The organism is Bacillus sp. 2B09 (assembly GCF_003946835.1).
In the GTDB taxonomy this organism is placed as follows: Bacteria; Bacillota; Bacilli; order Bacillales; family Bacillaceae; genus Bacillus; species Bacillus altitudinis.
Genome location: NZ_RPSG01000002.1, coordinates 47,583 through 69,386 on the forward strand (window position 1 = coordinate 47,583; position 21,804 = coordinate 69,386).

The window sequence follows — 21,804 nt, forward strand, 5'->3', positions numbered from 1 at the left end:
CTCCTTAAGAAATACCCATATTCTTGGCAAGGGTTGTATCTGCATCGTGGTATTGTTTTCCTAGCTGGCTCATATCATCTGATATTGAGTCCATCCACCTTTTCATATCCATCGCATGATCAATCGCTGCATCATACTTTTTGACCGAATAGAATTCATTTTCAAGACCCTCTGTTTTTAAGTGGCGAATCACAGCATCCACATCTGAAGCCGTCAGCTGGTCATACGAACCAAAACCGACAATTTGTTTGTATCTTGAACGAACGCGTTCCACCGATTGATCCACTTTGTCATCGAGTTTCTCAATTTTACGAATGATTTGCTGCATATGGTGCTCGGCATATGTGGAGAATGTACGACCTGTGTTCATGAGAACATGCGACTTGATTAAAATCGCTACCACACTTTGCGGGTGAACATTTGATTGGCTCAATTGATGTAACATGGCGGCAGTGAGAGAAGGGTTTTTTCTCAACATATCATCAATGGTTTGAACGGAGCCATCTGACGAAAAGGAATACCGGTCTAAGCCATGGCTGCCGGCGAGGGCTTCAAGAAATAAATTCGCATCAAGTGAAGGATTCACACTCATTGCCCGATTGAGGAGATTTTTCATAAATTGGACGGCCTTTGAGGAGTCCTCAGTGTAATCGACGCCTTCAGGTAAAGCGGCATCATACATCACTTTCACACGACCGATTTCTGTCGTATGACGATTTAAGAGAGATAGCCCGTCATTGAGATTGATATATTCTGTTAATCTACTACGGTAATCACCTTTTAATGCTTTGGCTTGCAGACCATCCGATAGATTTGGGTAAATATTCGGATTCTCAAAGGTGACCCCGCCTTTAATAAAATCATTTTTGACAAGAACATAAGAAGCATGTGACCCGCCAAGTGAATGCCCTGTCACATACATCTTCGCATTCGGCATTTTCTTATGGATCTCTTTTGCATACCGGTCCGCCTGCACCATTTGATTCTCTGCACCGTGTTCAAAGGGGATATTTTTAATCAAATACTTCGTATCTGAAATCAACCAATCTTGTACAATCTCATTTGTATAGGTCGTTGTCCCTGTCGTCACCTTCGTCGTGACTTCCTTTGACGTCTGTGACTGGCTAAAAGGAGGCAGCTTTGTCAAAATGGTAGAAAGAAGATCATCTGACTCTTTTTTTCCATGTTTTTTAATGGTATCTTTATATTGGCCTGCGCCAATTGGTTCTGATCCGCGGTAGGCGATGACGGCGTTTTTGATTTTGGTGAGGTCTTTGCCTTTACCGGATCGAATAAAGTCATCCTTTGATACCAGAGTTAGTGAGTTAAGCCCTTTTTCTGTTTCTTTATAGTCAATGACATACATTTTTCTATCATTGCTAATTTCTATTTCTTTATAGTCCTTATAGTTTTTAATAGCATAAGATTTTGTTGATATTTCTTTATAGTCTTCGTCAGTAAGCTTAAATCGAGTTGACTTTATGGTCAATATTAACACTCCTGTTATCTTTATATTTGGTAATTATATTATGTAGTGGTATAAATATCTATTTTAGATCTATCGCTTATTATACAAAAAATATCTCTATTATATCAATAAAAGGTGGATATTATTTAAATGAAAAATACAATTAAAATTATATGTGTTCTAGTTCTCGTCATAGTTATCTCAGTGATTTTACTTATTCTAGAATTTGACAAGAAAAAAGAATCAAACGATGCGGGAGGAAAAAATATCGTGGAAGAAAGAGAAAAGAGTGATCAAGAATTAGCAGAAGAGTTTGCAGAGAAGATGAAACCCAAGATTGAAGAGCACTTACACAAAAGAGATATTCATAACTTTATAAAAACCATAACGTTTGAAAAAGATGTGACCATTAACCCAATGGGAGATATTACGATTGATGGTTATGTAAATGATGAACCGGAAAAGTACGGTTTCTCAGCTTCTTTACAATATAGAGCTAAAAAAATCGGTTCAATGAGTTATGACCCTGATTTATCAGACCGCTTTATAGATTGGGAAGAATATAAAGATGAGCCGGAAGTGAAAGAAAATTACCTTAAAAGTTTTACTAAGGAGGAACGTGATCAGTATCTGAGAGACATTGGAGAAAAAGAGTAAAACAGGTACTAGCCTACCTGTTTTTATTTTGTCAAATTCAATAGTCAGCTGATTAAAGTTCATTAAGGAGTTTTGCTTTTTATGAAAAATATCATGAAATTTTCTATCATAATTGTGGTCGCCGTCATCTCCGTAACTGTGTTTGTTGTAGAGTACATTCATCAGAGTTTTTCAGATGAAGTAGTGCAAGAGAAAAGCGATCAAGAAAAGGCCGAAGAATTCGCAGAAAAGATGAAACCAAAAATTGAAGAATATTTACATGAAAAAGATATTCACAATTTTATTAAAACCATCACATTTAAAAAAAATGTATCTATAAGCCCTATGGGTTATGTCACAGTTGATGGATATATAAATAACGATGCAGAAAAATATCATTTTTCTGCATCATTAATATACAAATCTAATGAAATAGGTTCGATGAGTCATTCTCCTGATTTATCATATCGCTTTAAAAACTGGGATAAATATAAAGAAGAGCCTGAAATAAAGGGAAACTATCTTAAACGACTCTCTGAAAAAGAACGTGAACAGTACCTCAAGGATATTGGGGATAAATAACAAAAAGTTGATAAATTACCTTTTTTATTTTTCATTATTAAGAAGGTGGCAACGGTAGACATGAAAAACACAATAAAACTTGTATCTGTTTTGGTCGTTATCATCATTGTCTCAGTGACTTCGTTAATCACTCAGCACAATAAGCAAAGTAAACCAAATGATGTGGTAAAAGAAAAGAGCGATCAAGAAAAAGCAGAAGAGCTTGCAGAAAAAATGAAGCCTAAAATAGAAGAATGTTTACGCAAAGAAGACATCCATCACTTTATTAAGACCATAACGTTTAAGAAGAGGGTAACTATTAATCCTATGGGCTACATCGTAATTAGAGGATATATAAATGATGAGCCAGAAAAGTACGAGTTCTCCGCTTCATTAAAGTATAGAACAAAAGAAATCGGTTCAATGAGTTATTCAGGAGAACTAGGAGATCGTTTTGAGAACTGGGATGATTTTGATCCTCAAGTGAAAGAAGACTATTTAAATAGTTTATCTAAAAAAGAACGCGAACAATATTTGAAAGACATTGGAGAAAAAGTGAAATAACAAGTCGACAAAGCCGATTGATTCCCTAAATCAATTTCAAAATATGCTATCATTCCCCTAACAACACTTACAAACAAGGGAGAGCTTTCAAACATGGCAAATAAAAAGAAATTGATCTTGGATGTAGACACTGGAATTGATGATGCGATTGGTATTTTGCTTGCAGTGAAAAGTAAGCGGTTTGATATGTTGGGGATCACAACGGTGTGCGGGAATGTGTCTGTTGAAGCGGCGACGTTGAATACGTTTAAAGTGCTTGAGCTGGTTGAGGCAGAGGAAATCCCTGTCATCAAAGGTGCAGTAACGCCTCTTTTGAGAGCCCCTCATTATGAACATCGGGTGCATGGGGAGGATGGAATTGGCGGCGCTTTAAAGGACGCCCGGCCTAAGAAGACCGCAGATGAAGGTTTTGCGTCTGATTTTATCATTGACCAAGTGCTGAAGTATTCGAAGCAGGTTACGCTCGTGTTGACAGGGCCGTTAACGAATTTAGCCCTTGCGGTAAAAAAATGCCCTGAGCTGATTCATCATGTGAAAGAAGTCATTTTTATGGGGGGTGTCGTGCAGGGACAGGGGAATGTCACACCAGTTGCGGAATTTAATACATATGCAGATCCAGAAGCGGCGAAATTGGTGCTGGAGGCTGGTTTCCCTTCATTGACTCAAGTAGGGCTGGATGTCACGAGACAGGTCTTGTTAACGGATGAGAGAATTAATGCCATTCAAAATGAAACGTTAGCCAGTTATATCAGAGAGAGCACAAGCATTTACCGCCAGCGCTATTTTGAGTGGAATGGGGTGTGGGCATGTGCCATGCATGATCCGCTTGCTGTAAGTCTTGCAATTGATAAACAACTTGTGAATACACAGGCTTTTCATGTAGAAGTGGAGACGAAGAGTGAGTTCTGCGATGGTCAAATGATATGTGATTTTCAGCACCAATGGGGAAAAGATCGCAATCTTCAAGTGTGTATGGATGTAGATGCTGAAGGGTTTTTTGATTTAATGATCAAAGTCTTGAATTCTTAAAAAAGAAGTCTGTGCAAACAGGCTTCTTTTTTATAAGATGGGAACATGAGGAAATGTATGCGCTAACATGAATGAGGAAGGAGTGAAGTCAATTGGCTTCTGTCAGTTTTAGTAGTATGGATAAGATAAGGGCAGCAAGCAGAGGATTGCCGCCAAAACTGAAAGCAATTGCTGAGCACATTACAAGTGAGCCCCGCGACATCATCCATTTGTCGATTGTCGAGCTTGCCAAAAAGACAGCGAGCTCAGAGGCAACGATTTTTCGTCTTTGTAAAAGGCTTGGATTTGAGGGGTATCAAGATTTGAAGATTGCTATTGCCCAGGAAATAGACCAAACGAAGCCTGATTATGTAGATGAAGAGATGAGTCTTGACGATGATACTGCCGTTTTTATGCAAAAGGTATTTCAGGCAAACATCACTGCATTAAAGGATAGTTTTCAATTGTTGAATCCAAAAGATGTAGAAAAAGCCGTACAATTAATCCATGAAGCAGAGCGCTTAGAGTTTTATGGCAGCGGTGGGTCTGGCCTCATCGCCACAGATGCTTTTCACAAATTTATGAGAACAGGCATCAACTGTATTGTTCATACAGATTCTCACTTTCAAGCGTTGTCGGCAGGTCTGCTTGATCAAAAGAGCACAGTGCTTGGTATATCTCATTCTGGTCGAAATAAGGATTTGCTGGATGCGATGAAAACAGCCAAGGAAAAAGGAGCGAAAACCATTGGCATTACAAGCTATCAGCGTTCTCCATTGAGTCAGCTTGCAGATGTCACGCTGTATACATCAACGCAAGAAACGGCTTTCCGAACGGAAGCGATGTCTGCTAGGCTTGCCCAGCTTACTGTGATTGATGTGCTATATTTTGCGCTTGCACATTTAAGGCAGCAGGAAACATTAACAAACTTAAAGCAAATGAGAGAAACCATTTCTCAAAAAAGAGTGTAATGGTTTCAAAAATAAATTTTTCTATTAGTGAAAAATGCTGTTGTGGTAACGATTCTAAGGTTTTAAATGAAAATTATTTTCTTTTTGATCGTTGAATGTCGAAAAAAATATTCCTATAATGGGATTTATCAGGTACACCGGCACCACGACACTTTATTTCAAATCAATGATTGGGCGTGATACAGATGAAGGGAAACCAGGCGGTAATTGGTTTGGATATTGGAACAACAAGTACAAAGGCGGTTCTATTTGGACCACAGGGGAAAGTCATATCAAAACATTCTGTTCCTTATGACCTCATTCACCCCCAGCCAGCATGGGTTGAGCAGAACCCTGAACATATTTTAGATGCTGTGATTGCGAGTGTAAGAGGCGCATTGACGAAAGCAGCATTTGATGCAAAAAACCTCATAGGTGTGGGAATTAGTACGGCGATGCATTCGTTAATCGTCATGGATGAGAATGGAAAAGCATTAACAAACAGTATCATTTGGGCTGATAACAGAAGTGCAGAACAAGCGAAACGAATCATAACGGACTTAGATGGCTTTCAAATTTATAAAAGAACCGGAACACCGATCCATCCAATGTCACCGCTTTCAAAAATACGATGGATCAAGGAAATGACACCTGACGTCTTCAATCAGGCAGCAAAATTCATTTCCATCAAAGAGTATGTTCTTTATCATTTCTTCGGTCAGTATGTGGTCGATTATTCAATTGCATCAGCAACAGGACTGTTCCGATTGGAAACGCTTCAATGGGACGAGGAGGCCCTACGTATTGCAGGAATTCAGGTGAATCAGCTGTCTGAACTTGTTCCAACGACGCATCAGCTGCGTGGGCTTCAGCCAGAAATTGCACTGCGAATGGGCATTGAAGAAGATACACCATTTGTTGTGGGTGCGAATGACGGTGTCCTAGCGAATCTTGGTGTTGGTGCGATTGGCAAAGGTGAGGTAGCAGTCACGATTGGGACAAGTGGTGCAGTACGTACAGTCGTAGATCAGCCGATTACAGATGAGCAATCAAGAACATTTTGCTATGCATTGACGGACAAGCACTGGGTAGTCGGAGGACCGACCAATAACGGCGGGATTATGCTGAGATGGCTGAAGGATGAATTTGGGTCGTCAGAGGTGGAGGTAGCGAAGCGTCTAGGTGTAGACCCTTACGATCTGATGATTGATATTGCAGAGAAGGTTCCAGCTGGCTCAGAAGGACTGCTGTTTCTACCATTTTTAACAGGTGAGCGTGCACCTTATTGGAATCCAAACGCAAGAGGCACGTTCTTCGGGATTGGTCTTCAGCATAAGCGCGAGCACTTTATTAGAGCCGTGTTAGAAGGCGTCATTATGAGTGTTTTCTCGATCGGTGTGGCACTAAGAGATTTAACAGGTCCAGCGAAGGATGTCCGGGCTTCTGGTGGATTTGCGAGATCCCCGCTATGGAGGCAGATTTTGGCGGATACGATGGGCAGAGAAGTGCTCGTTCCAGAAAGCTACGAGGCTTCCGCACTTGGGGCGGCTGTCCTTGCACTTCATAGTTTAGGTCATATGGAAGAGATAGAAGAAGTACAGGAATGGATTCGTATTTCTGCTCGCCATGAACCAAATATGGAGAACAACGAAACATACATAGAGCTATTTTATTTATATGAGCGTCTCTATGACAAACTGAAGGATGAATTTGATGTCATTAGTGCGTTGCAATTAAAACAAAATCGTTAAACATCGGGGAAAAGGTGGGAGAACATGCTTTTATTCATTGTGATTGCGGCGATTGTCCTTTTACTCATTCTCATTACAGTCGCTAAGTTGAATCCGTTTGTGAGTTTGATCATTACCTCTATGCTAGTAGGTTTTGCTACAGGAATGGATTTACAGGAAATCATTCAATCGATTAAAACGGGATTAGGGAACACGTTATCATTACTGGCGATAGTGCTAGCGCTTGGGACCATGCTTGGGAAAATGATGGCCGAGTCAGGGGGCGCTGAGCGGATCGCTCAAACACTCATCAGTCGTTTTGGGACGAAGAATGTGCATTGGGCGATGATGTTTGTAGCCTTTATCGTGGGGATACCTGTCTTTTTCCAGGTCGGATTTGTTCTTCTCATTCCTTTACTCTTTACCATTGCGATTGAAACGGGCATTTCGCTTGTGACGATTGGGATTTCATTAATCGCAGGCTTGTCTGTTGTGCATGGGTTAGTCCCGCCTCATCCAGCTGCAATGGCAGCAGTAGGCATCTATCATGCCAACGTGGGGAAAACGATTTTCTTTTCAATCATCGTCGGTTTGCCAACAGCTATTATTGCTGGACCGTTGTATGGTAAGTGGATTGGAAAGCGAATACATAAACCAGTTCCAGAGCTGCTCAGAAAGCAATTCACGGAACGACATGCTGATCGGAAGCTTCCTGGTTTTGCGAATACGATGTTTACCATTTTGGTGCCGGTCATTCTTATGTTGCTTGCCACGTTGGCGGACATTATTTTGCCAGAGGATAGTATGTGGTATCAGATGTTCAAGTACATTGGAGATCCCATAACAGCTTTATTGATTGCGACAGTGTATTCTTTCTTTAGTCTTGGCTTTATACAAGGGATGAGCCGTGACCGAGTGCTGTCATTCAGTAACGATTGTTTGGGACCAATCGCTTCCATTCTGCTTGTGATTGGTGCAGGCGGAGCGTTCAATAATGTACTGATCGATTCAGGCGTTGGGGATTATATTGCTGATTTAGCCAAACACTCCCCAATCTCACCGATTTTACTTAGCTGGCTGATTGCTGCGGTTATTCGTGTGGCAACAGGATCAGCTACAGTATCCATGATGACAGCGGCCGGAATTGTAGCCCCAATCGCTGCATCCATGCCGGATGTGAGCAGAGAGCTGCTTGTTTTAGCAACAGGAGCGGGTTCACTGATTTTGTCTCATGTCAATGACTCTGGTTTTTGGCTGATCAAAGAGTATTTTGGTATGACCATCAAAGAGACGTTCTTGACATGGACGGCTATGGAGACCATCATTTCCGTTAGCGCCATTGCATTTATTATGATTATTAATATGTTTATATAACGGGACAACAGCTCAATTCTTCGGAATTGGGCTGTTTTAGCTTGTTGTTATGCCGCTTTTGACAATTTAGGATAAAATAATGATATTGAGCTATGGGAGGCGGACACGATCGAACCTTTAAAACATGTATATAATGAATCATTTATTCAACATTTAGCAGAAAAACTTGCGCAAGCGTCAACTGTATTTGATGCTGATCACTTTCAGCAGCTCGTGTTTCAAGAGGATTGGGAGCAGCTGGAGTTGAAAGGACGAATGAGAAGAGTAACTGAATCGATGCACGCCTGTCTGCCTGAGGATTATGAGAAGGCAATCGATGTACTGCGTCAGACAGCACCGCATTTTACAGGGCTCAGTGCGCTCGTATTTCCAGACTATGTCGAGACATATGGTGTTGACCATTGGGATATTTCGATCAAAGCACTTGAATTCTTTACACCGTTTTCCACTGCTGAATTTGCCGTTCGACCTTTTCTCATACAAGATCAAGAGAAAATGCTGGCGCAGATTCTTGTGTGGTCACAGGATCAAAATGAACATATTCGCCGTCTCGCTAGTGAAGGATGCAGGCCTCGTTTGCCGTGGGGATTATCCGTCCCTGCGCTGAAAAAGGACCCTTCTGTCACGCTGCCCATTCTAGAAAATTTGAAGTCAGATTCGGCCAAATATGTGCAAAAAAGTGTAGCGAATCATTTAAATGATATTTCTGCAATTCAGCCAGACCTCATGAAGCAAATGGTCAAAAGCTGGTATGGAACCAATGAACATACAAACTGGATTGTCAAACATGCATCCCGTACGTTATTGAAAAAAGGCGATCCAGATATCATGGCTTTATTTGGCTATGGAGATGATCCGTCTATCCAAGTAACGGATTTGAAGGTGACGCAAGACCCCGTACGTATTGGAGAGAAGCTGACCTTTCATTTTATTCTTCAGGTTGATAAGCCATTAAAGCTGCGCGTAGAGTATGCCATTGATTACGTGAAAGCTCGTGGTACACGCAATCAAAAGGTATTTAAAATCACAGAATTTGAAACAGGATCGGCGCTGCATAGAGAATTTGTCCGGTCACAGTCGTTTCAAAATATGACAACGAGAAAGCACTATGAGGGCATTCATACATTAACCATCATCATCAACGGCATCCCAAAAGCGTCTGTTGATTTCGAAGTCGCAGCAGCTGCTCATGAAAAAACCCGCCATTGAGGCGGGCTTTGCTTGCGTTTCTAAGCTTTCTTTTTCATTAAGAATGAAGCAATGATGGCGGCTGCTAAGAAACCGATACTGATAATCGAGCTAGGTAAGTTCTCTGGTCTGAATAGGAACAGAACAAAACTGACACTGAGTACAAGACCAGCAAATAAAGTGAAATACGGAAATAACCAAACTTTGAAATACGGCTCCTGTGGATATCTTGGACGCAGTTTCAAATGTGCCAGACAGATGCTGATCCAAATAAGAGAAACCGCAAAACCAGGAATAGCCAGCATATAGCTGAAAATTTGATCTGGGTACAAGTAAGCAAAGAATGTTCCGATTAAAAGAAACAGAACGGTCACCCATAAACTTAAAATAGGTACACCTCTTTTGTTGACCTGTGCCAGCTTTTTTGGACCGCCGTCTGATTTAGATAGAGAATGAATCATTCTTGTCGTGCCGTAAATACCAGAGTTGGCGGCAGATAGAACGGCTGTAATTAAGACGAAATTAATGAAGTGAGAGGCACCTTGCATGCCAGCTGCTGAAAAGACTTGGACAAAAGGACTGTTATTCGGATCAATTTGATTCCAAGGAATGAGTCCACAAATAATCAAAATCGGCAGTGTGTAAAACAAGATGATGCGCCACATCATACTTTTGACAACACCAGGTAACACCTTTTCTGCATCCTTTGTTTCTGTAATGGTCAGCCCGATCAATTCAGAGCCTCCATACGAGAAGATCACCACTAATAATGAGGCAAAGACAGCACCCCATCCGTTCGGGACAAAGTTTTGGTAATTGGTGAGAACAGGCGTGCTTTGTTCGCTCGGAATGATTCCAAATAATAATGCAGCACCGAGAATAATAAACACAATAATAACGAAAATCTTCATTCCAGCGAACCAAAACTCAATTTCACCAAAGTATTTTACATTATTTAAATTAATTCCGATGACTAAGAGCGAGCAAAGTAAACATAAAGACCATAAAGGTACGTTTGGCATCCAATATTGAAGTAAACTCCCCGCTGCAATGATTTCAATGACACATACAGTGAGCCACATAAAACAGTAAACCCATCCGACAACAAATGAAAAACGTTGACCAAGCGCAATCTGTATGAGGTCGCGAAGGTTATTCCCCGGGTAGACGATGGCCATTTCAGCTAAAGCCGCCATGACAATGAGAAGAAGCAATCCAGCAAATACATAGGAAAAGATAACTCCAGGACCTGCTAAGCCGATTGTATCGGCACTTCCTTTAAAGATTCCTGTACCAATGACCCCGCCCATCGCAATCATGCGAATATGACGCGGCGATAAAAGCTTTTTTAATTCGTGTTGTTCCTGATTCGCGCTCATGACGTTCTCCTTTTTTAAAATGCTTATGTTCCATTTTCTTTTTTCGAGCGGTCAGTGTCAATATAAAAAAAGAGATTTTTCAGACAAAATAGGCGGTTGATTCTATCAAATGAGCCATTTTCTTCCATAAATCTTTTCCATGACCCATCCCCAAAATCTAAAACTTCGTGAAAAAATGAACATTTGCCTTCATTCTGACATAAACAATTTTCAGTTTTTGTCGATATATCTTTTGTATTACTAAAGTCCTAATAAAGAATTGTTTATAACTGTAAAATATTTCAAAAATGTATGAAAGAATGAAAGGAGTTATTGAAGATGTTTATGAGAAAAGCAAGTGATTCATCGTCGGGAGCCCTTCTAAGTGAAAGCAGTCAATTAGTTGAACGAATTGAGAAGGGAGATTTTTCAGCCAGAATTGATACTGCTGCATTCTCTTTTAGTCAAACAATAGAAGCAGTGGCTCAAATAAATGAAGCGTTGCAAAAGATGCAAGAAGCGCAAGAAGATATTCATATGCGTATGAATTTAGTGACAAAAGCCATTCAAGTGGGTCTATGGGATATGACGGTTGTAGCAGGAGATCCTGTGAATCCAAAAAACGAATTCACATGGACGGATGATTTCCGCAGAATGCTAGGTTTCCAAAATGAAAACGATTTTCCGAATGTCTTAGACAGCTGGGCATCTCGAATTCATCCAGATGAGCAGGAATACACCTTGAATGCATTCTCTACGCATTTATTGGATCATTCTGGCCGTACACCGTATGATATCGAGTATCGTCTGAAGTTGAAAAATGGCGAGTATCGCTGGTTCAAAGCAACTGGAACGACGATTCGAGATCGAAATGGTGTACCTCTTCGTGTGGCAGGGGCTCTTTTTGATATTCATGATCAGAAATTGAAAGAAGAAGAGCTGCAAGCATTCGTGACAAGATATGACTTGATCAACCGTGCGCTTGTGGAAGCGCCTTGGGATATGGTTGTAGAGGCTGGCGATCCTGTCAATCCAAACAATGAATTCTGGTGGTCTCCACAGTTTAGAAAAACGCTTGGTTTTACAGATGAAAAGGATTTCCCGAACGTGTTGAGCAGCTGGAGTGATCGTTTGCATCCTGAAGATAAAGAATCGGCTCTCCAAGCTTTTGCGGATCACTTAAATGACCATTCTGGCCGCACACCATTTGACATTGATTATAGATTGCAGAGTAAAAATGGCGAGTATCGCTGGTATCATGCGGGCGGTGAAACCATTCGTGATGAGAAGGGTGTCCCTTTACGTGTCGCAGGAACGATTCGTGATATTACGTTAGAAAAAAATAAAGAAAAAACAGCGAATGAAATGGCTTCTCAAGTAGAGCAGCTTTCAAGTTCTATTAGTGAAATGGTATCTGGCATCAGTTCTGTGACAAACCAAGCACAAGAGCTTGCTGTCGCTCAAGAGCAGTCAACGTCTGCTGCTAATCTGGCGAAAAACAGTGCAGATGAGACGAAGAACATTTCAGACTTAATCAAAGAAGTGGCAAACCAAACGAATCTGCTTGGTTTGAATGCCGCGATTGAAGCAGCAAGAGCAGGCGAGCAGGGACGCGGTTTCTCAGTCGTTGCCGATGAAGTGCGTAAGCTAGCGCTTCATAGTGCCAATGCGACAGAAAATATCGAATCTAGTTTAACTGAAATGAAAACACAAATCGATCAAATTCTTGAAAATATCTCCAATATGACAGCTCTTACGCAAACACAGGCTGCTTTAACAGAGCAAGTGAACGCTTCAGTTGATGAAGTGAATCATATGTCTCAGCGTCTGGTGGCATATTCAAAGAGTATCTAATGTCAAAAAACCGCCTTTTCATCAGAAGGCGGTTTTTTTATTTAAGCATGATCCGCTGGGAAAACAATACCGGCGTCTTTCCTAGCGGCTTCAAGAACCTTCATGACAGAAAGACTGTCATCAAGCCATTCATAACACTTTTCGACATTTCCTGTTTCAATGATATGCTGAAATGCTTCCGCTTCATAAAACAGGCGGTTTGAATTGGTTTGTGCATTGAGTGAAGTGACTTGGTCTCCTATATGCAGCAACACTTCCTCACAGCCATTCGCACCATTTTTCACATGCAGGAACCCTTTTTCCCCTTGAATCAAAGCGAAATTCATACTGCTTGTATCTTTGCTGCCAACACTTGTGGCGATGAAATCATTGTAAGTAAAAGTTAAAACACCAGATGTGTCGATGCCGTTTGGATGGCGGTTGGCCTGGTAACGAACGTCTTTCGGTGAACCAAATAGATTCATAATGAAATGAACATTGTAAATGTTAATATCCATGAGGGCACCGCCAGAAAATTCTGGGTTAAAGACATTCGGCGTCTCCCCGGCGAGCAGCTGATTATATTTACTTGAATATTGACTATAGTTACATTGAACGAGTTTGATTCTGCCTAATTGATGAAGGTGTTTTTTGATTAAATGATAGTTGGGCATATGAACGGTCGTAATGGCTTCAAATAGGAAGAGCTGCTTTTCCTTTGCGAGAGCGATTAAGGCTTCTAGCTCTTTCACATTAGAGGTAAAAGGCTTTTCGCAAATCACATGTTTTCCGTGTTTCAATGCAGCCGTGGCATGCTCGCTATGTAAACGATTGGGTGATGCGATATATACCGCTTCTATGTGGGGATCTTCGAACATAGCGGTTAAATCCGTATAAGTCGTTTGCACCCCAAATTGATCTGCGAGTTTCTTTGCCGTCGCTTCCTTTCTTGAATAGACAGCGTGGCAAGAAGCACCTTCAAGCTGTTCAATTGCCTGGAGGAAACCTTCCACAATCACACCTGTTCCAATGGTTGCTATTCTCATTCTATTCATAACCCCTTTCATACGATTGATGTCACGTCAAGCTGTCTCTAGTATACCTGATGTTTTCATACAACGTGTACTTAACAGCTAGGCGCAGAGGGGTGCCAGTAAAAAATACCGGCACATCTTTGGCAGTCTCTACAATTAACTAATGTTAGCTAATGTTTGTTTCGTTAACAGTTGAATGGCCGCCTTCCTCTTTTTTAACTCTTGAATGGATTTTTGAATATCTTCTACTTTTTGTTCGAGCAGCTGTTCCGCTTCTGTTTTCGACTGTTTCTCGAATAGTGACGTGATAATTTCTCGAATTTCTTTGAGTGAGAAATCTAGCTTTCTTGCTTCAGTGATAAAGGATAGCATGAGTACATATTTTTTATCATATAAACGATAGCCGTTATGTGCTCTCTTAGGCTCGGGGAGCACACCCTCATTTTCATAAAAACGAATGGTTTCAATATGTACACCAGACATTTTTGACAATTTTCCTCTCGTAAATGTAATCATTCCCTGCACCTCCTTTCTTTGCTATCCATCATACAATTAGATTTGCTAGTTTCAAAATATTCTCCGATGAACATTTGTTCCTTTTCATACTGTTAAAATGACAGGTCTCTTCTATTCACAGCGGATTCTATAGAATAGGTTATAATAGATGAGGATGAAGTGATTTTTTGTTACAGATAGGAACAAGTAGACAGCGTGAGAAAAAAACGATAGGCTAAAATAGGTATATAGTATGATGAATAGCATGTGATCATGTAGACGATCACTCAAAATAGTGACAGCACGTTTTGCTGAGAAAAGGGGAGCAGTGAATGTATAAATTAGTCGCAATTGATATGGATGGTACGTTATTAAATGATCAGCATATGGTGCCGGATGAGGTGTTTGCTGCGATTCAACAGGCGAAGGCAGAAGGCGTTAAAATTGTTTTATGTACAGGCCGGCCGATTGGCGGGGTGCACCGCTATTTAAAAGAGCTGCAGCTTGATCAAGAGGGGGATTATGTCATCGCCTATAACGGAGCGCTTGTACAAAACAGCCATACAAATGAAGTCGTATCAGAATTAACTTTATCCTATGATGATTTGACTTCTTTATATGAACTGAGCCGTCAGCTGGATACACCTATGCATTATTTCGATTCGGCTCATCTATACACACCAAATCGGGATATTAGTGAATACACGGTACTTGAATCGTATTTAACGAAATTGCCGCTTAAGTATTTACCTGTCGAAGAGGCAGACCCATCCATGAGACTTCCGAAGATGATGTATATTGATCAGCCGGAACGTTTGGAAAAGACGATACAAGCCATTCCATCTGAAGTGAAGGATCAGTACATGATGGTAAAAAGCACAGATTTCTTCCTAGAAATTCTTCATCCTGATGTGAGCAAAGGGAATGCTGTGAAGCTTCTAGCGCATGAACTGGGGATTTCTCGTGAAGAAGTGATGGCGATTGGTGACAATGGGAACGACGTGTCAATGCTAGAATTTGCGGGCTGTGGCGTTGCGATGGGAAATGCCATTGAAGATGTCAAAGCAGTTGCGGATGTTGTGACAAAATCCAATAACGAAGCAGGAGTCGCACATATCTTGCATGAGCGAGTCATCGGAAAATAAAGAAAGAGCGGTCTACCAATGAGGTAGCCGCTTTTTTATATGTGTGAGAAAAAGTAAACAAGCATACGTCTGCTGTTCAAATTTGTTTTTTCGAGCATCGCCTTTACATGATCATGCACCGTATGAGGCGAGATAAATAACGTACTGGCAATTTCCTTTGTGGATTGTCCTTTTATTAAACAGTCAAGGACGTTCATTTCTCTTTCTGTTAGCCGATATGTTTTCGCTATATAAGGAAGGATGTCACTTGTTTGAGCTCGCTTAATATGAATCATGACAGCCTCTTCCTCCCCGGCTGCCTGTGCTAATCGAAATGCTTGAAGAGAGAGAAAACGCCCTGTCGGCATTCTGGTGATGCTGACCGCTGTTTGGTCACCGCCGCCATATAAAAGCTTAGCACCTAATGCTCTAAACGGACGGGGCATGACGGCACCATCATGAATTTGCTCAAAGGTTTGGAAGGTGTGGAGCCAATGAAGTCCGGTTTCATTTCCATAAAGAAGATGGTAATCGTGTGAAAGAATGAGGAAGCCTTGGTGTTCCGCCGTTTCATCTTCTTCCGTTTCTCTTCTTTTAAAAAGTTCATCTCTCAGCTTGGCTGCGAGTGCTGGTGTTTGGCGACTAACCGCTTGTATATCTTGTTCATGAAAAGGTTCTTTCTCCTTTTTCCGATAAAGGCTGGCAATTCCCCAGCATTCACCTTGAATCACAAGGGCTGCCCGCAATTCATCTGCCCATCCGTTAGGTAACAAAATGTTCTGGTATCGACCACTATTGGTGTATTCTCCGCTTTGGACGAGACTGGCAGCGTGGACAGGACCTTTCGCTAGATCTTCATGCTGGTGCACATCTTTTTTTAAATATTCATTTTGAAACAGCTCGTTATGTATGGCTTCAATCGGTTCATCTGTAAAAGAACCCGTCGAGAGGAGAGTAGCTGGATCAATGGTTGTGATACAGGCAGCATCAAAATCACAGATAGCAGCAAGTTCATCTCGAATGCTTTTTCTCAGCTGCTGAAAATGAGCGGCTGGATTGTTCATTTGATCTCCTCCTCAATATCCCCACTTTTAGGGATCGTTTTTTCTCATCTATCTTCTTACAATGAAGATAACATACCGTTAGTGTAAAGGAAACGAAGCAAAGCGGAAACTGGAGGAGAAGACATATGAGTGTAAATCAACATTGGCATGATCCTGTTGCTGAATCCTATGCGGCGACAATTGCACATAAAGTACCGGGCTATCATCTTTTGCATGAGCTGACAGTGGATAGAGTAGAAATCGAATTAATGGGAGCGGCTTCTCGCATGTTAACAGTCGGAGCAGGTGGGGGCGAAGAGATCTTCAACATGCTTCAAAGAAATAAAGACTGGCATATCACAGGGGTTGATCCATCTCCAACTATGCTTGATATGGCCAAGCGCAGAGTGGCACAGCTTCATATGCAAGAACGCGTCACATGGTATGAGATGGCCTTAGACAAAGTGCCGGTTGAAAAGTCGTACGATGCAGCAGTAAGTTTGCTTGTCATTCATTTTGTAAAAGATCAGCTTCCCTTTTTACAGGAGATCGCCCGTCGGCTTCAGCCAGGGGCACCGCTCGTGCTGGCGTTTATTCAAGGAGACCCAGAAACGCCTGCATTTCAGCAGGAGCTTCATATGCTTTCTCTATTCATGAAGCGTCAAGGCTTGGGAAAGGAAGTGTTTACGTCCTTCCGAGAAAGGCTGGGTGTCACAACATATCCCGTGTCTGAAGAAAAGATGACAGCACAATTAACCGAAGCAGGATTTCAAGACATCAGACCTTATTTTCAAGCTGGCATGATCAAAGGGATTGTTTGTAAAAGAGGCAATAGAAAGGCGGTTGGAAAATGAGGTCAAAAGTGATGGTGATAGGCGGTTATGGACATGTGGGGCAGCAAATATGTCTTCAATTAAGTGACGTGTATCCAGGCCAAGTCTTTGCGGCTGGCCGAAGTTATGAGAAGGCTGAACAATTTGCACGCCAAACGAATGGGCGTGTACGTCCATTTCAGATAGACGTAAGACAACCAATGGATACGGACTGGATGGATGAAACGAAACTCGTGATCATGTGTCTTGATCAAGATGACACGTCATTTGCTGAAACATGCTTACGGTCAGGCATTGATTATCTCGATATTTCAGCAAAAGGAGCCTATATTGAGAAGCTAGCAAAGGTCCATCAACAGCAATTGAACGCAACGGCTGTGCTGAGCGTAGGTCTTGCACCTGGTCTCACCAATTTGCTTGCAGCGAAGGCGGCATCTATTCTGACCTCTGTGGAGCAAATTGATATTAGTATCATGCTTGGGTTAGGTGACCAGCATGGAAAAGCAGCTATTGAATGGACGCTTGATCATGTGCATACGGATTATGAGCTGACGAAGAATCATCAGCGAAAGAAAGTCAAAAGTTTTACTGGAGGGAAACGCATTGATTTTGGCAAAACGCTTGGAAAGCGGCAAGCCTATCAGTTCCCTTTCTCTGACCAGCAAACATTGCCTTCGACGCTCCATGTGCCTTCTGTGACAACAAGGCTCTGTTTTGATTCTGGCGTAGCGACACGTGCATTTGCTCTCACAAGGAAACTCGGAATGACGTCCCTTCTCACGATGCCGAAAATCAAGGAACGAGCCATTTCACTGATTCAATCTGCTCAAATGGGTACAGATCAATATGCAGTGAAAGTGGAAGCGGTAGGAATGAAGGGTAACGAAATTCATCAGGAAGAGCTTGGAATAAAAGGTCGCGATGAGTCTCGAGCAACGGCTCAAGTCGCAAGTGCTGCGGCACTGCATGTATTGAGCAGGAAGTTTCAGGCAGGTGTCTTTCATATCGAAGAATTATTTTCATTAGCGTATGAGAATGGTGATTTTGCGTTGGTGGATCAAAAAACGAAGGAAAAGCACGCATTAGCATTGAGAGCCAGCCTTTTAACGGCATAAAAGAAAACGACAAAAGATACGCATCAGCTCAAAAGTACAGGTCAGTCATGTGGGCGCTTTATTCATGATCCATTTAAAAACAAGGTGTCTATGATCCGAAAACAACAGCTTGCTCTCCATGTAAATGGCCGAGAGGTGAAAGAGATTCAAATCGAGGATTGTAGACTGAACTGACATAATGATTATATTTGGAAAATAAATCTCAAGTGGGTGTTTACAAGTGCTAGATACAGAACAAGATGTAGTGAAGAATTATATAGATTCACCCCAAAAATTGAAAAAATTATATAAACGAGTATTGTTCGTTGTCAGTCTATCGCAAATATTTGGAGGGGCTGGAATAGCCGCAGGAATTACGGTAGGTGCTCTTTTAGCGCAACAAATGCTTGGGACTGAAGCGTATGCAGGAGTTCCAATCGCTTTATTTACTTTGGGGTCAGCTGGGTCAGCTTTCATTGTAGGAAAACTTTCGCAACGTTATGGACGACGTATCGGTTTATCGACAGGTTTTGTTGCTGGAGGACTCGGAGCAATTGGCGTTGTGCTGGCAGCTATGATGAATAGTGTCATTTTATTATTTGCATCGCTCTTCATTTACGGCGCAGGAACATCCACAAACTTACAAGCGCGTTATGCTGGAACGGACTTAGCGAATTCTAAACAGCGTGCAACTGCCATTAGTACAACAATGGTCATGACAACATTTGGAGCAGTAGCAGGTCCGAATTTAGTTGAAGTGATGGGTAAATTTGCAGTATCAATTGGTGTTCCAGCACTTGCTGGTCCCTTTATTTTATCAGCAGCATCACTAATTGTAGCTGGTCTTGTCCTTTTTATTCTACTGCGTCCTGATCCGTTAGACATTGCCCGAAGAATAGCAGCTTACAAAGCAGAACATGGGCATGGAAATAAACGAGATGCTGCTGATAAAAAAATAGATAAAAAAGGGCTTACAGTAGGTGCCACGGTTATGATCTTAACTCAAATTGTCATGGTTGCACTCATGACCATGACACCGGTGCATATGCAGCATCATGGTCATGGATTAGCCGAAGTGGGCATTGTGATTGGTTTTCATATAGGTGCTATGTATCTTCCTTCACCTATCACGGGTGTACTTGTAGATAAACTAGGACGAACAGCTATGAGCATAGCGTCGGGCATCACATTGTTACTTGCTGGTTTATTGGCAGCATTCGCACCAAGTGATTCAATGATTCTATTAATCATTGCTTTGTCTTTACTTGGATTGGGATGGAACTTTGGTTTAATTAGTGGTACTGCTCAAATAGTGGATGCTACAGAACCATCATCCCGGGCAAAAACCCAAGGAACACTCGATGTTTTTGTTGCGTTAGCAGGTGCTTCTGGCGGTGCCCTTTCAGGAATGGTCGTTGCGAATACGAGTTATGCTACATTATCTTTAAGCGGAGGAATTTTATCGTTAATTCTCATCCCTGTCATCATTTGGTCTTTTAAAAGTAAAACATAATGCAGCTCTGTGCTCATCCATCACAAAAAAGACATGCCTCCAATCATAGGAAAGCATGTCTTTTTTGAATCTCTCTTCACAGGATGCTAGTCTTCTTATGATGCTGAGGACACATCTCCTTTTTTCTTGATACTGGCTTTAATGAGCTCAGTCAATGTGTCAGAGCCTTTTGTGGAAAGGTGAACACCATCTGGCTGAAAATAGGATGGCTGTCCGGTAGCGGCTGAATGCCAATCGACTAAGCTCACATTGTGATGTTGATTGGCCACACGCTCAATGACTGCATTCACATCATTTTCCCAAGATCTTGGAACGCGAGTGTTCACAAGAAAAATATGTGCCTTCGAGAAATGTTGAATGAATGAAGTCAAAGTCCCCTCTGTAAAATAACCATTTGTGCCAAGCTCAATAATAACAGCGGCATCAGCCTTGTTAAAAGAAGCATATTGAGGGGCGATGCGGATGGCTTCGTTCATTTGCCTTCCGACCCTTGCGTCAATGGTGATGGGTTCATAGGCCTTTTCTAAATTTGAAGCAATGTCTAACATGACGGAATCACCAATGGCAAGAACTTGGTGAAATTGTTTAGGATCGGCTGCTTTTTTCTCATGTTTGTCTTTCTTTTTCTTCACTTTTGATTCTGTCTGACCGCCTGCCTTTTGGGGCGCTGTCTTAATTTGTGTTACTTCCTTGGCATGTGGGGATGTATGAGACGAGCTAGACATGCCAATGGTAAATAAAATCAAAAGGACTGCGGCAATCCCAAGAAACACTTTATTGGACATAGACCATTGCTTGATTCCTGTTTTCCAAATCGACCAAGAGGCAAAATAGTGTCTAAACCCGAGTTTACGAATCGGCTGTTCGATCAAACGATAGGAAGCCTCTGATATGAGTAGAATTGCGATGAGCTGCAATGTGACACGTCCTATAGAAGGCTGTCCAATCTCAATGACCGGTGTGGTCAGCACGATAATTGGATAATGCCATAAGTAGATGCCATAAGACCGCTTTCCGAGCCAAACGAGTGGTTGAAAAGACAGCCATTTCCCAATAAGACTGGCAGGATGGCAGACACACGCAATTAAGATCGCTGCATTCAAACAGAATAAAAGCATACCGCCTTGGTAGAGAAAGCCGTCAAATTCGTCGACTGCATAAACACATAAGAGGAAAATGACCATCGAACCGAATCCGGCTATTTGTAACATACGTCTGCCGACAGGAAGTAATTTTCTGCTGGAAAGTCTGTGCATGGGCCAGACAAATGCAAGACTGCACCCGATGAGGAGTGCAAACGCACGTGTGTCTGTTCCATAATAGATCCTGCTTGGGTCAGTATCCGGTGAATAGAGAATGGCCATCCATAACGCAGATACAAGTGCCAGACCAAAGGTAATCATAGGAAGATGGGATCTATTTTTCACCCATTTCAGTCCAGCAATCAACAGTACCGGCCAAATGAGATAAAATTGCTCTTCAATCGCCAAAGACCATAAATTTTTTAGTGGAGATACAGCATTGAAGCTGTCGAAGTAAGAGAGCTGATGAAAAATATACCACCAGTTACTCACATAAAAAAAGGACGATAAGGCATCGCCACGAATGGACATTAATGCATTTGAACCAGCAATGGCGCACCAGCTGACGATTAAAAAAATCATGACGTAGGCAGCTGGAAGCAGCCTTCTGATGCGGCCCATCCAAAAAGGCAGAAGCTCTTGATAGCCCAAATCCTGCTTATGCAGCAAGATGGTTGTAATCAAGTAACCAGAAATCACAAAAAACAAATCAACGCCAAGAAACCCGCCGCTTGCGGGTTCAATATGTAAGTGATAAGCAATGACCGCCAATACGGCAACAGCTCTCAGCCCATCTAATCCTAATATGTAACGTAAACGGTTTTCCTTGCTGTTCATGAAAAAGAATCCCCCATCAATGTCAAACGCGTCTTTTTTGTTGTCACTCCAAAAGAACAACGATTCTTTTATTTTATAT

General features: G+C 41.7%; 19 protein-coding genes. 13 read left to right on the forward strand and 6 right to left on the reverse strand.

Annotated elements, in window-relative coordinates:
- Window positions 1-4: 4 nt before the first annotated feature.
- On the reverse strand, window positions 5-1,489 hold the full coding sequence (locus EBQ12_RS05195) for a lipase family protein (protein ID WP_125589258.1): 1,485 nt from the start codon (window positions 1,487-1,489) through the stop codon (window positions 5-7).
- A gap of 129 nt (window positions 1,490-1,618) precedes the next feature.
- On the opposite strand from EBQ12_RS05195, the gene EBQ12_RS05200 reads away from it, so the two are divergent.
- From EBQ12_RS05200 to EBQ12_RS05235, 8 genes are all read left to right on the forward strand, one after another.
- Complete coding sequence (locus EBQ12_RS05200) at window positions 1,619-2,125, forward strand: DUF1433 domain-containing protein (RefSeq protein WP_035704010.1); 507 nt, start codon at window positions 1,619-1,621, stop codon at window positions 2,123-2,125.
- 81 nt (window positions 2,126-2,206) lie between these two features.
- The gene (locus EBQ12_RS05205) at window positions 2,207-2,686 is read left to right on the forward strand and encodes a DUF1433 domain-containing protein (RefSeq protein ID WP_048001200.1); all 480 of its coding nucleotides are present in this window, start codon (window positions 2,207-2,209) and stop codon (window positions 2,684-2,686) included.
- A gap of 60 nt (window positions 2,687-2,746) precedes the next feature.
- Entirely contained in the window at window positions 2,747-3,229 is a 483-nt protein-coding gene (locus EBQ12_RS05210; protein ID WP_025208255.1) for a DUF1433 domain-containing protein, read from the forward strand.
- Window positions 3,230-3,322: 93 nt separating this feature from the next.
- Entirely contained in the window at window positions 3,323-4,258 is a 936-nt protein-coding gene (locus EBQ12_RS05215) for a nucleoside hydrolase (protein ID WP_125589260.1), read from the forward strand.
- Window positions 4,259-4,374: 116 nt separating this feature from the next.
- Window positions 4,375-5,208 (forward strand): MurR/RpiR family transcriptional regulator, encoded by an 834-nt coding sequence (locus EBQ12_RS05220; protein ID WP_206428015.1) that lies wholly within the window; start codon window positions 4,375-4,377, stop codon window positions 5,206-5,208.
- Between the two features lie 185 nt (window positions 5,209-5,393).
- The gene (gene gntK / locus EBQ12_RS05225) at window positions 5,394-6,938 is read left to right on the forward strand and encodes a gluconokinase (RefSeq protein WP_048002496.1); all 1,545 of its coding nucleotides are present in this window, start codon (window positions 5,394-5,396) and stop codon (window positions 6,936-6,938) included.
- A 24-nt stretch (window positions 6,939-6,962) separates the two neighbouring features.
- Window positions 6,963-8,291 carry a GntP family permease gene (locus EBQ12_RS05230; protein WP_008347326.1) on the forward strand — a complete coding sequence of 443 codons (1,329 nt, stop codon included), beginning with the start codon at window positions 6,963-6,965 and terminating at the stop codon, window positions 8,289-8,291.
- Between the two features lie 108 nt (window positions 8,292-8,399).
- Entirely contained in the window at window positions 8,400-9,500 is a 1,101-nt protein-coding gene (locus EBQ12_RS05235) for a DNA alkylation repair protein (RefSeq protein WP_430384047.1), read from the forward strand.
- A 20-nt stretch (window positions 9,501-9,520) separates the two neighbouring features.
- On the opposite strand, the gene EBQ12_RS05240 is transcribed toward EBQ12_RS05235, so the two are convergent.
- A complete protein-coding gene (locus tag EBQ12_RS05240) occupies window positions 9,521-10,858 on the reverse strand; it encodes an amino acid permease (RefSeq protein WP_007498042.1) in 1,338 nt (445 codons plus the stop codon).
- Between the two features lie 318 nt (window positions 10,859-11,176).
- On the opposite strand from EBQ12_RS05240, the gene EBQ12_RS05245 reads away from it, so the two are divergent.
- Window positions 11,177-12,691 carry a methyl-accepting chemotaxis protein gene (locus tag EBQ12_RS05245; RefSeq protein ID WP_125589264.1) on the forward strand — a complete coding sequence of 505 codons (1,515 nt, stop codon included), beginning with the start codon at window positions 11,177-11,179 and terminating at the stop codon, window positions 12,689-12,691.
- 41 nt (window positions 12,692-12,732) lie between these two features.
- Here the strand turns inward: EBQ12_RS05245 and EBQ12_RS05250 are convergent, their stop codons facing one another.
- Together EBQ12_RS05250 and EBQ12_RS05255 are read right to left on the reverse strand one after the other, a co-directional pair.
- A complete protein-coding gene (locus EBQ12_RS05250; RefSeq protein ID WP_125589265.1) occupies window positions 12,733-13,716 on the reverse strand; it encodes a Gfo/Idh/MocA family protein in 984 nt (327 codons plus the stop codon).
- A gap of 144 nt (window positions 13,717-13,860) precedes the next feature.
- The gene (locus EBQ12_RS05255; RefSeq protein ID WP_007498034.1) at window positions 13,861-14,220 is read right to left on the reverse strand and encodes a MerR family transcriptional regulator; all 360 of its coding nucleotides are present in this window, start codon (window positions 14,218-14,220) and stop codon (window positions 13,861-13,863) included.
- A gap of 311 nt (window positions 14,221-14,531) precedes the next feature.
- Between EBQ12_RS05255 and yidA the strand changes: the two genes are divergently transcribed.
- Window positions 14,532-15,344: a sugar-phosphatase gene (gene yidA / locus EBQ12_RS05260; RefSeq protein ID WP_060781573.1), complete on the forward strand. Its 813-nt coding sequence runs from the start codon at window positions 14,532-14,534 to the stop codon at window positions 15,342-15,344.
- A gap of 35 nt (window positions 15,345-15,379) precedes the next feature.
- Here yidA and EBQ12_RS05265 read toward each other — a convergent pair whose 3' ends face one another.
- Window positions 15,380-16,387: a helix-turn-helix transcriptional regulator gene (locus EBQ12_RS05265; RefSeq protein ID WP_125589267.1), complete on the reverse strand. Its 1,008-nt coding sequence runs from the start codon at window positions 16,385-16,387 to the stop codon at window positions 15,380-15,382.
- Between the two features lie 125 nt (window positions 16,388-16,512).
- Here EBQ12_RS05265 and EBQ12_RS05270 point away from each other — a divergent pair, with 125 nt between their 5' ends.
- From EBQ12_RS05270 to EBQ12_RS05280, 3 genes are all read left to right on the forward strand, one after another.
- Complete coding sequence (locus tag EBQ12_RS05270; RefSeq protein ID WP_125589269.1) at window positions 16,513-17,220, forward strand: class I SAM-dependent methyltransferase; 708 nt, start codon at window positions 16,513-16,515, stop codon at window positions 17,218-17,220.
- The gene (locus tag EBQ12_RS05275) at window positions 17,217-18,314 is read left to right on the forward strand and encodes a saccharopine dehydrogenase family protein (RefSeq protein WP_125589271.1); all 1,098 of its coding nucleotides are present in this window, start codon (window positions 17,217-17,219) and stop codon (window positions 18,312-18,314) included. Before EBQ12_RS05270 ends, EBQ12_RS05275 begins: the two co-directional genes overlap by 4 nt.
- Window positions 18,315-18,534: 220 nt before the next feature.
- Complete coding sequence (locus tag EBQ12_RS05280) at window positions 18,535-19,806, forward strand: MFS transporter (protein ID WP_125589273.1); 1,272 nt, start codon at window positions 18,535-18,537, stop codon at window positions 19,804-19,806.
- Window positions 19,807-19,901: 95 nt separating this feature from the next.
- Here the strand turns inward: EBQ12_RS05280 and EBQ12_RS05285 are convergent, their stop codons facing one another.
- Window positions 19,902-21,725 carry an acyltransferase family protein gene (locus EBQ12_RS05285; RefSeq protein ID WP_125589275.1) on the reverse strand — a complete coding sequence of 608 codons (1,824 nt, stop codon included), beginning with the start codon at window positions 21,723-21,725 and terminating at the stop codon, window positions 19,902-19,904.
- Window positions 21,726-21,804 lie beyond the last annotated feature (79 nt).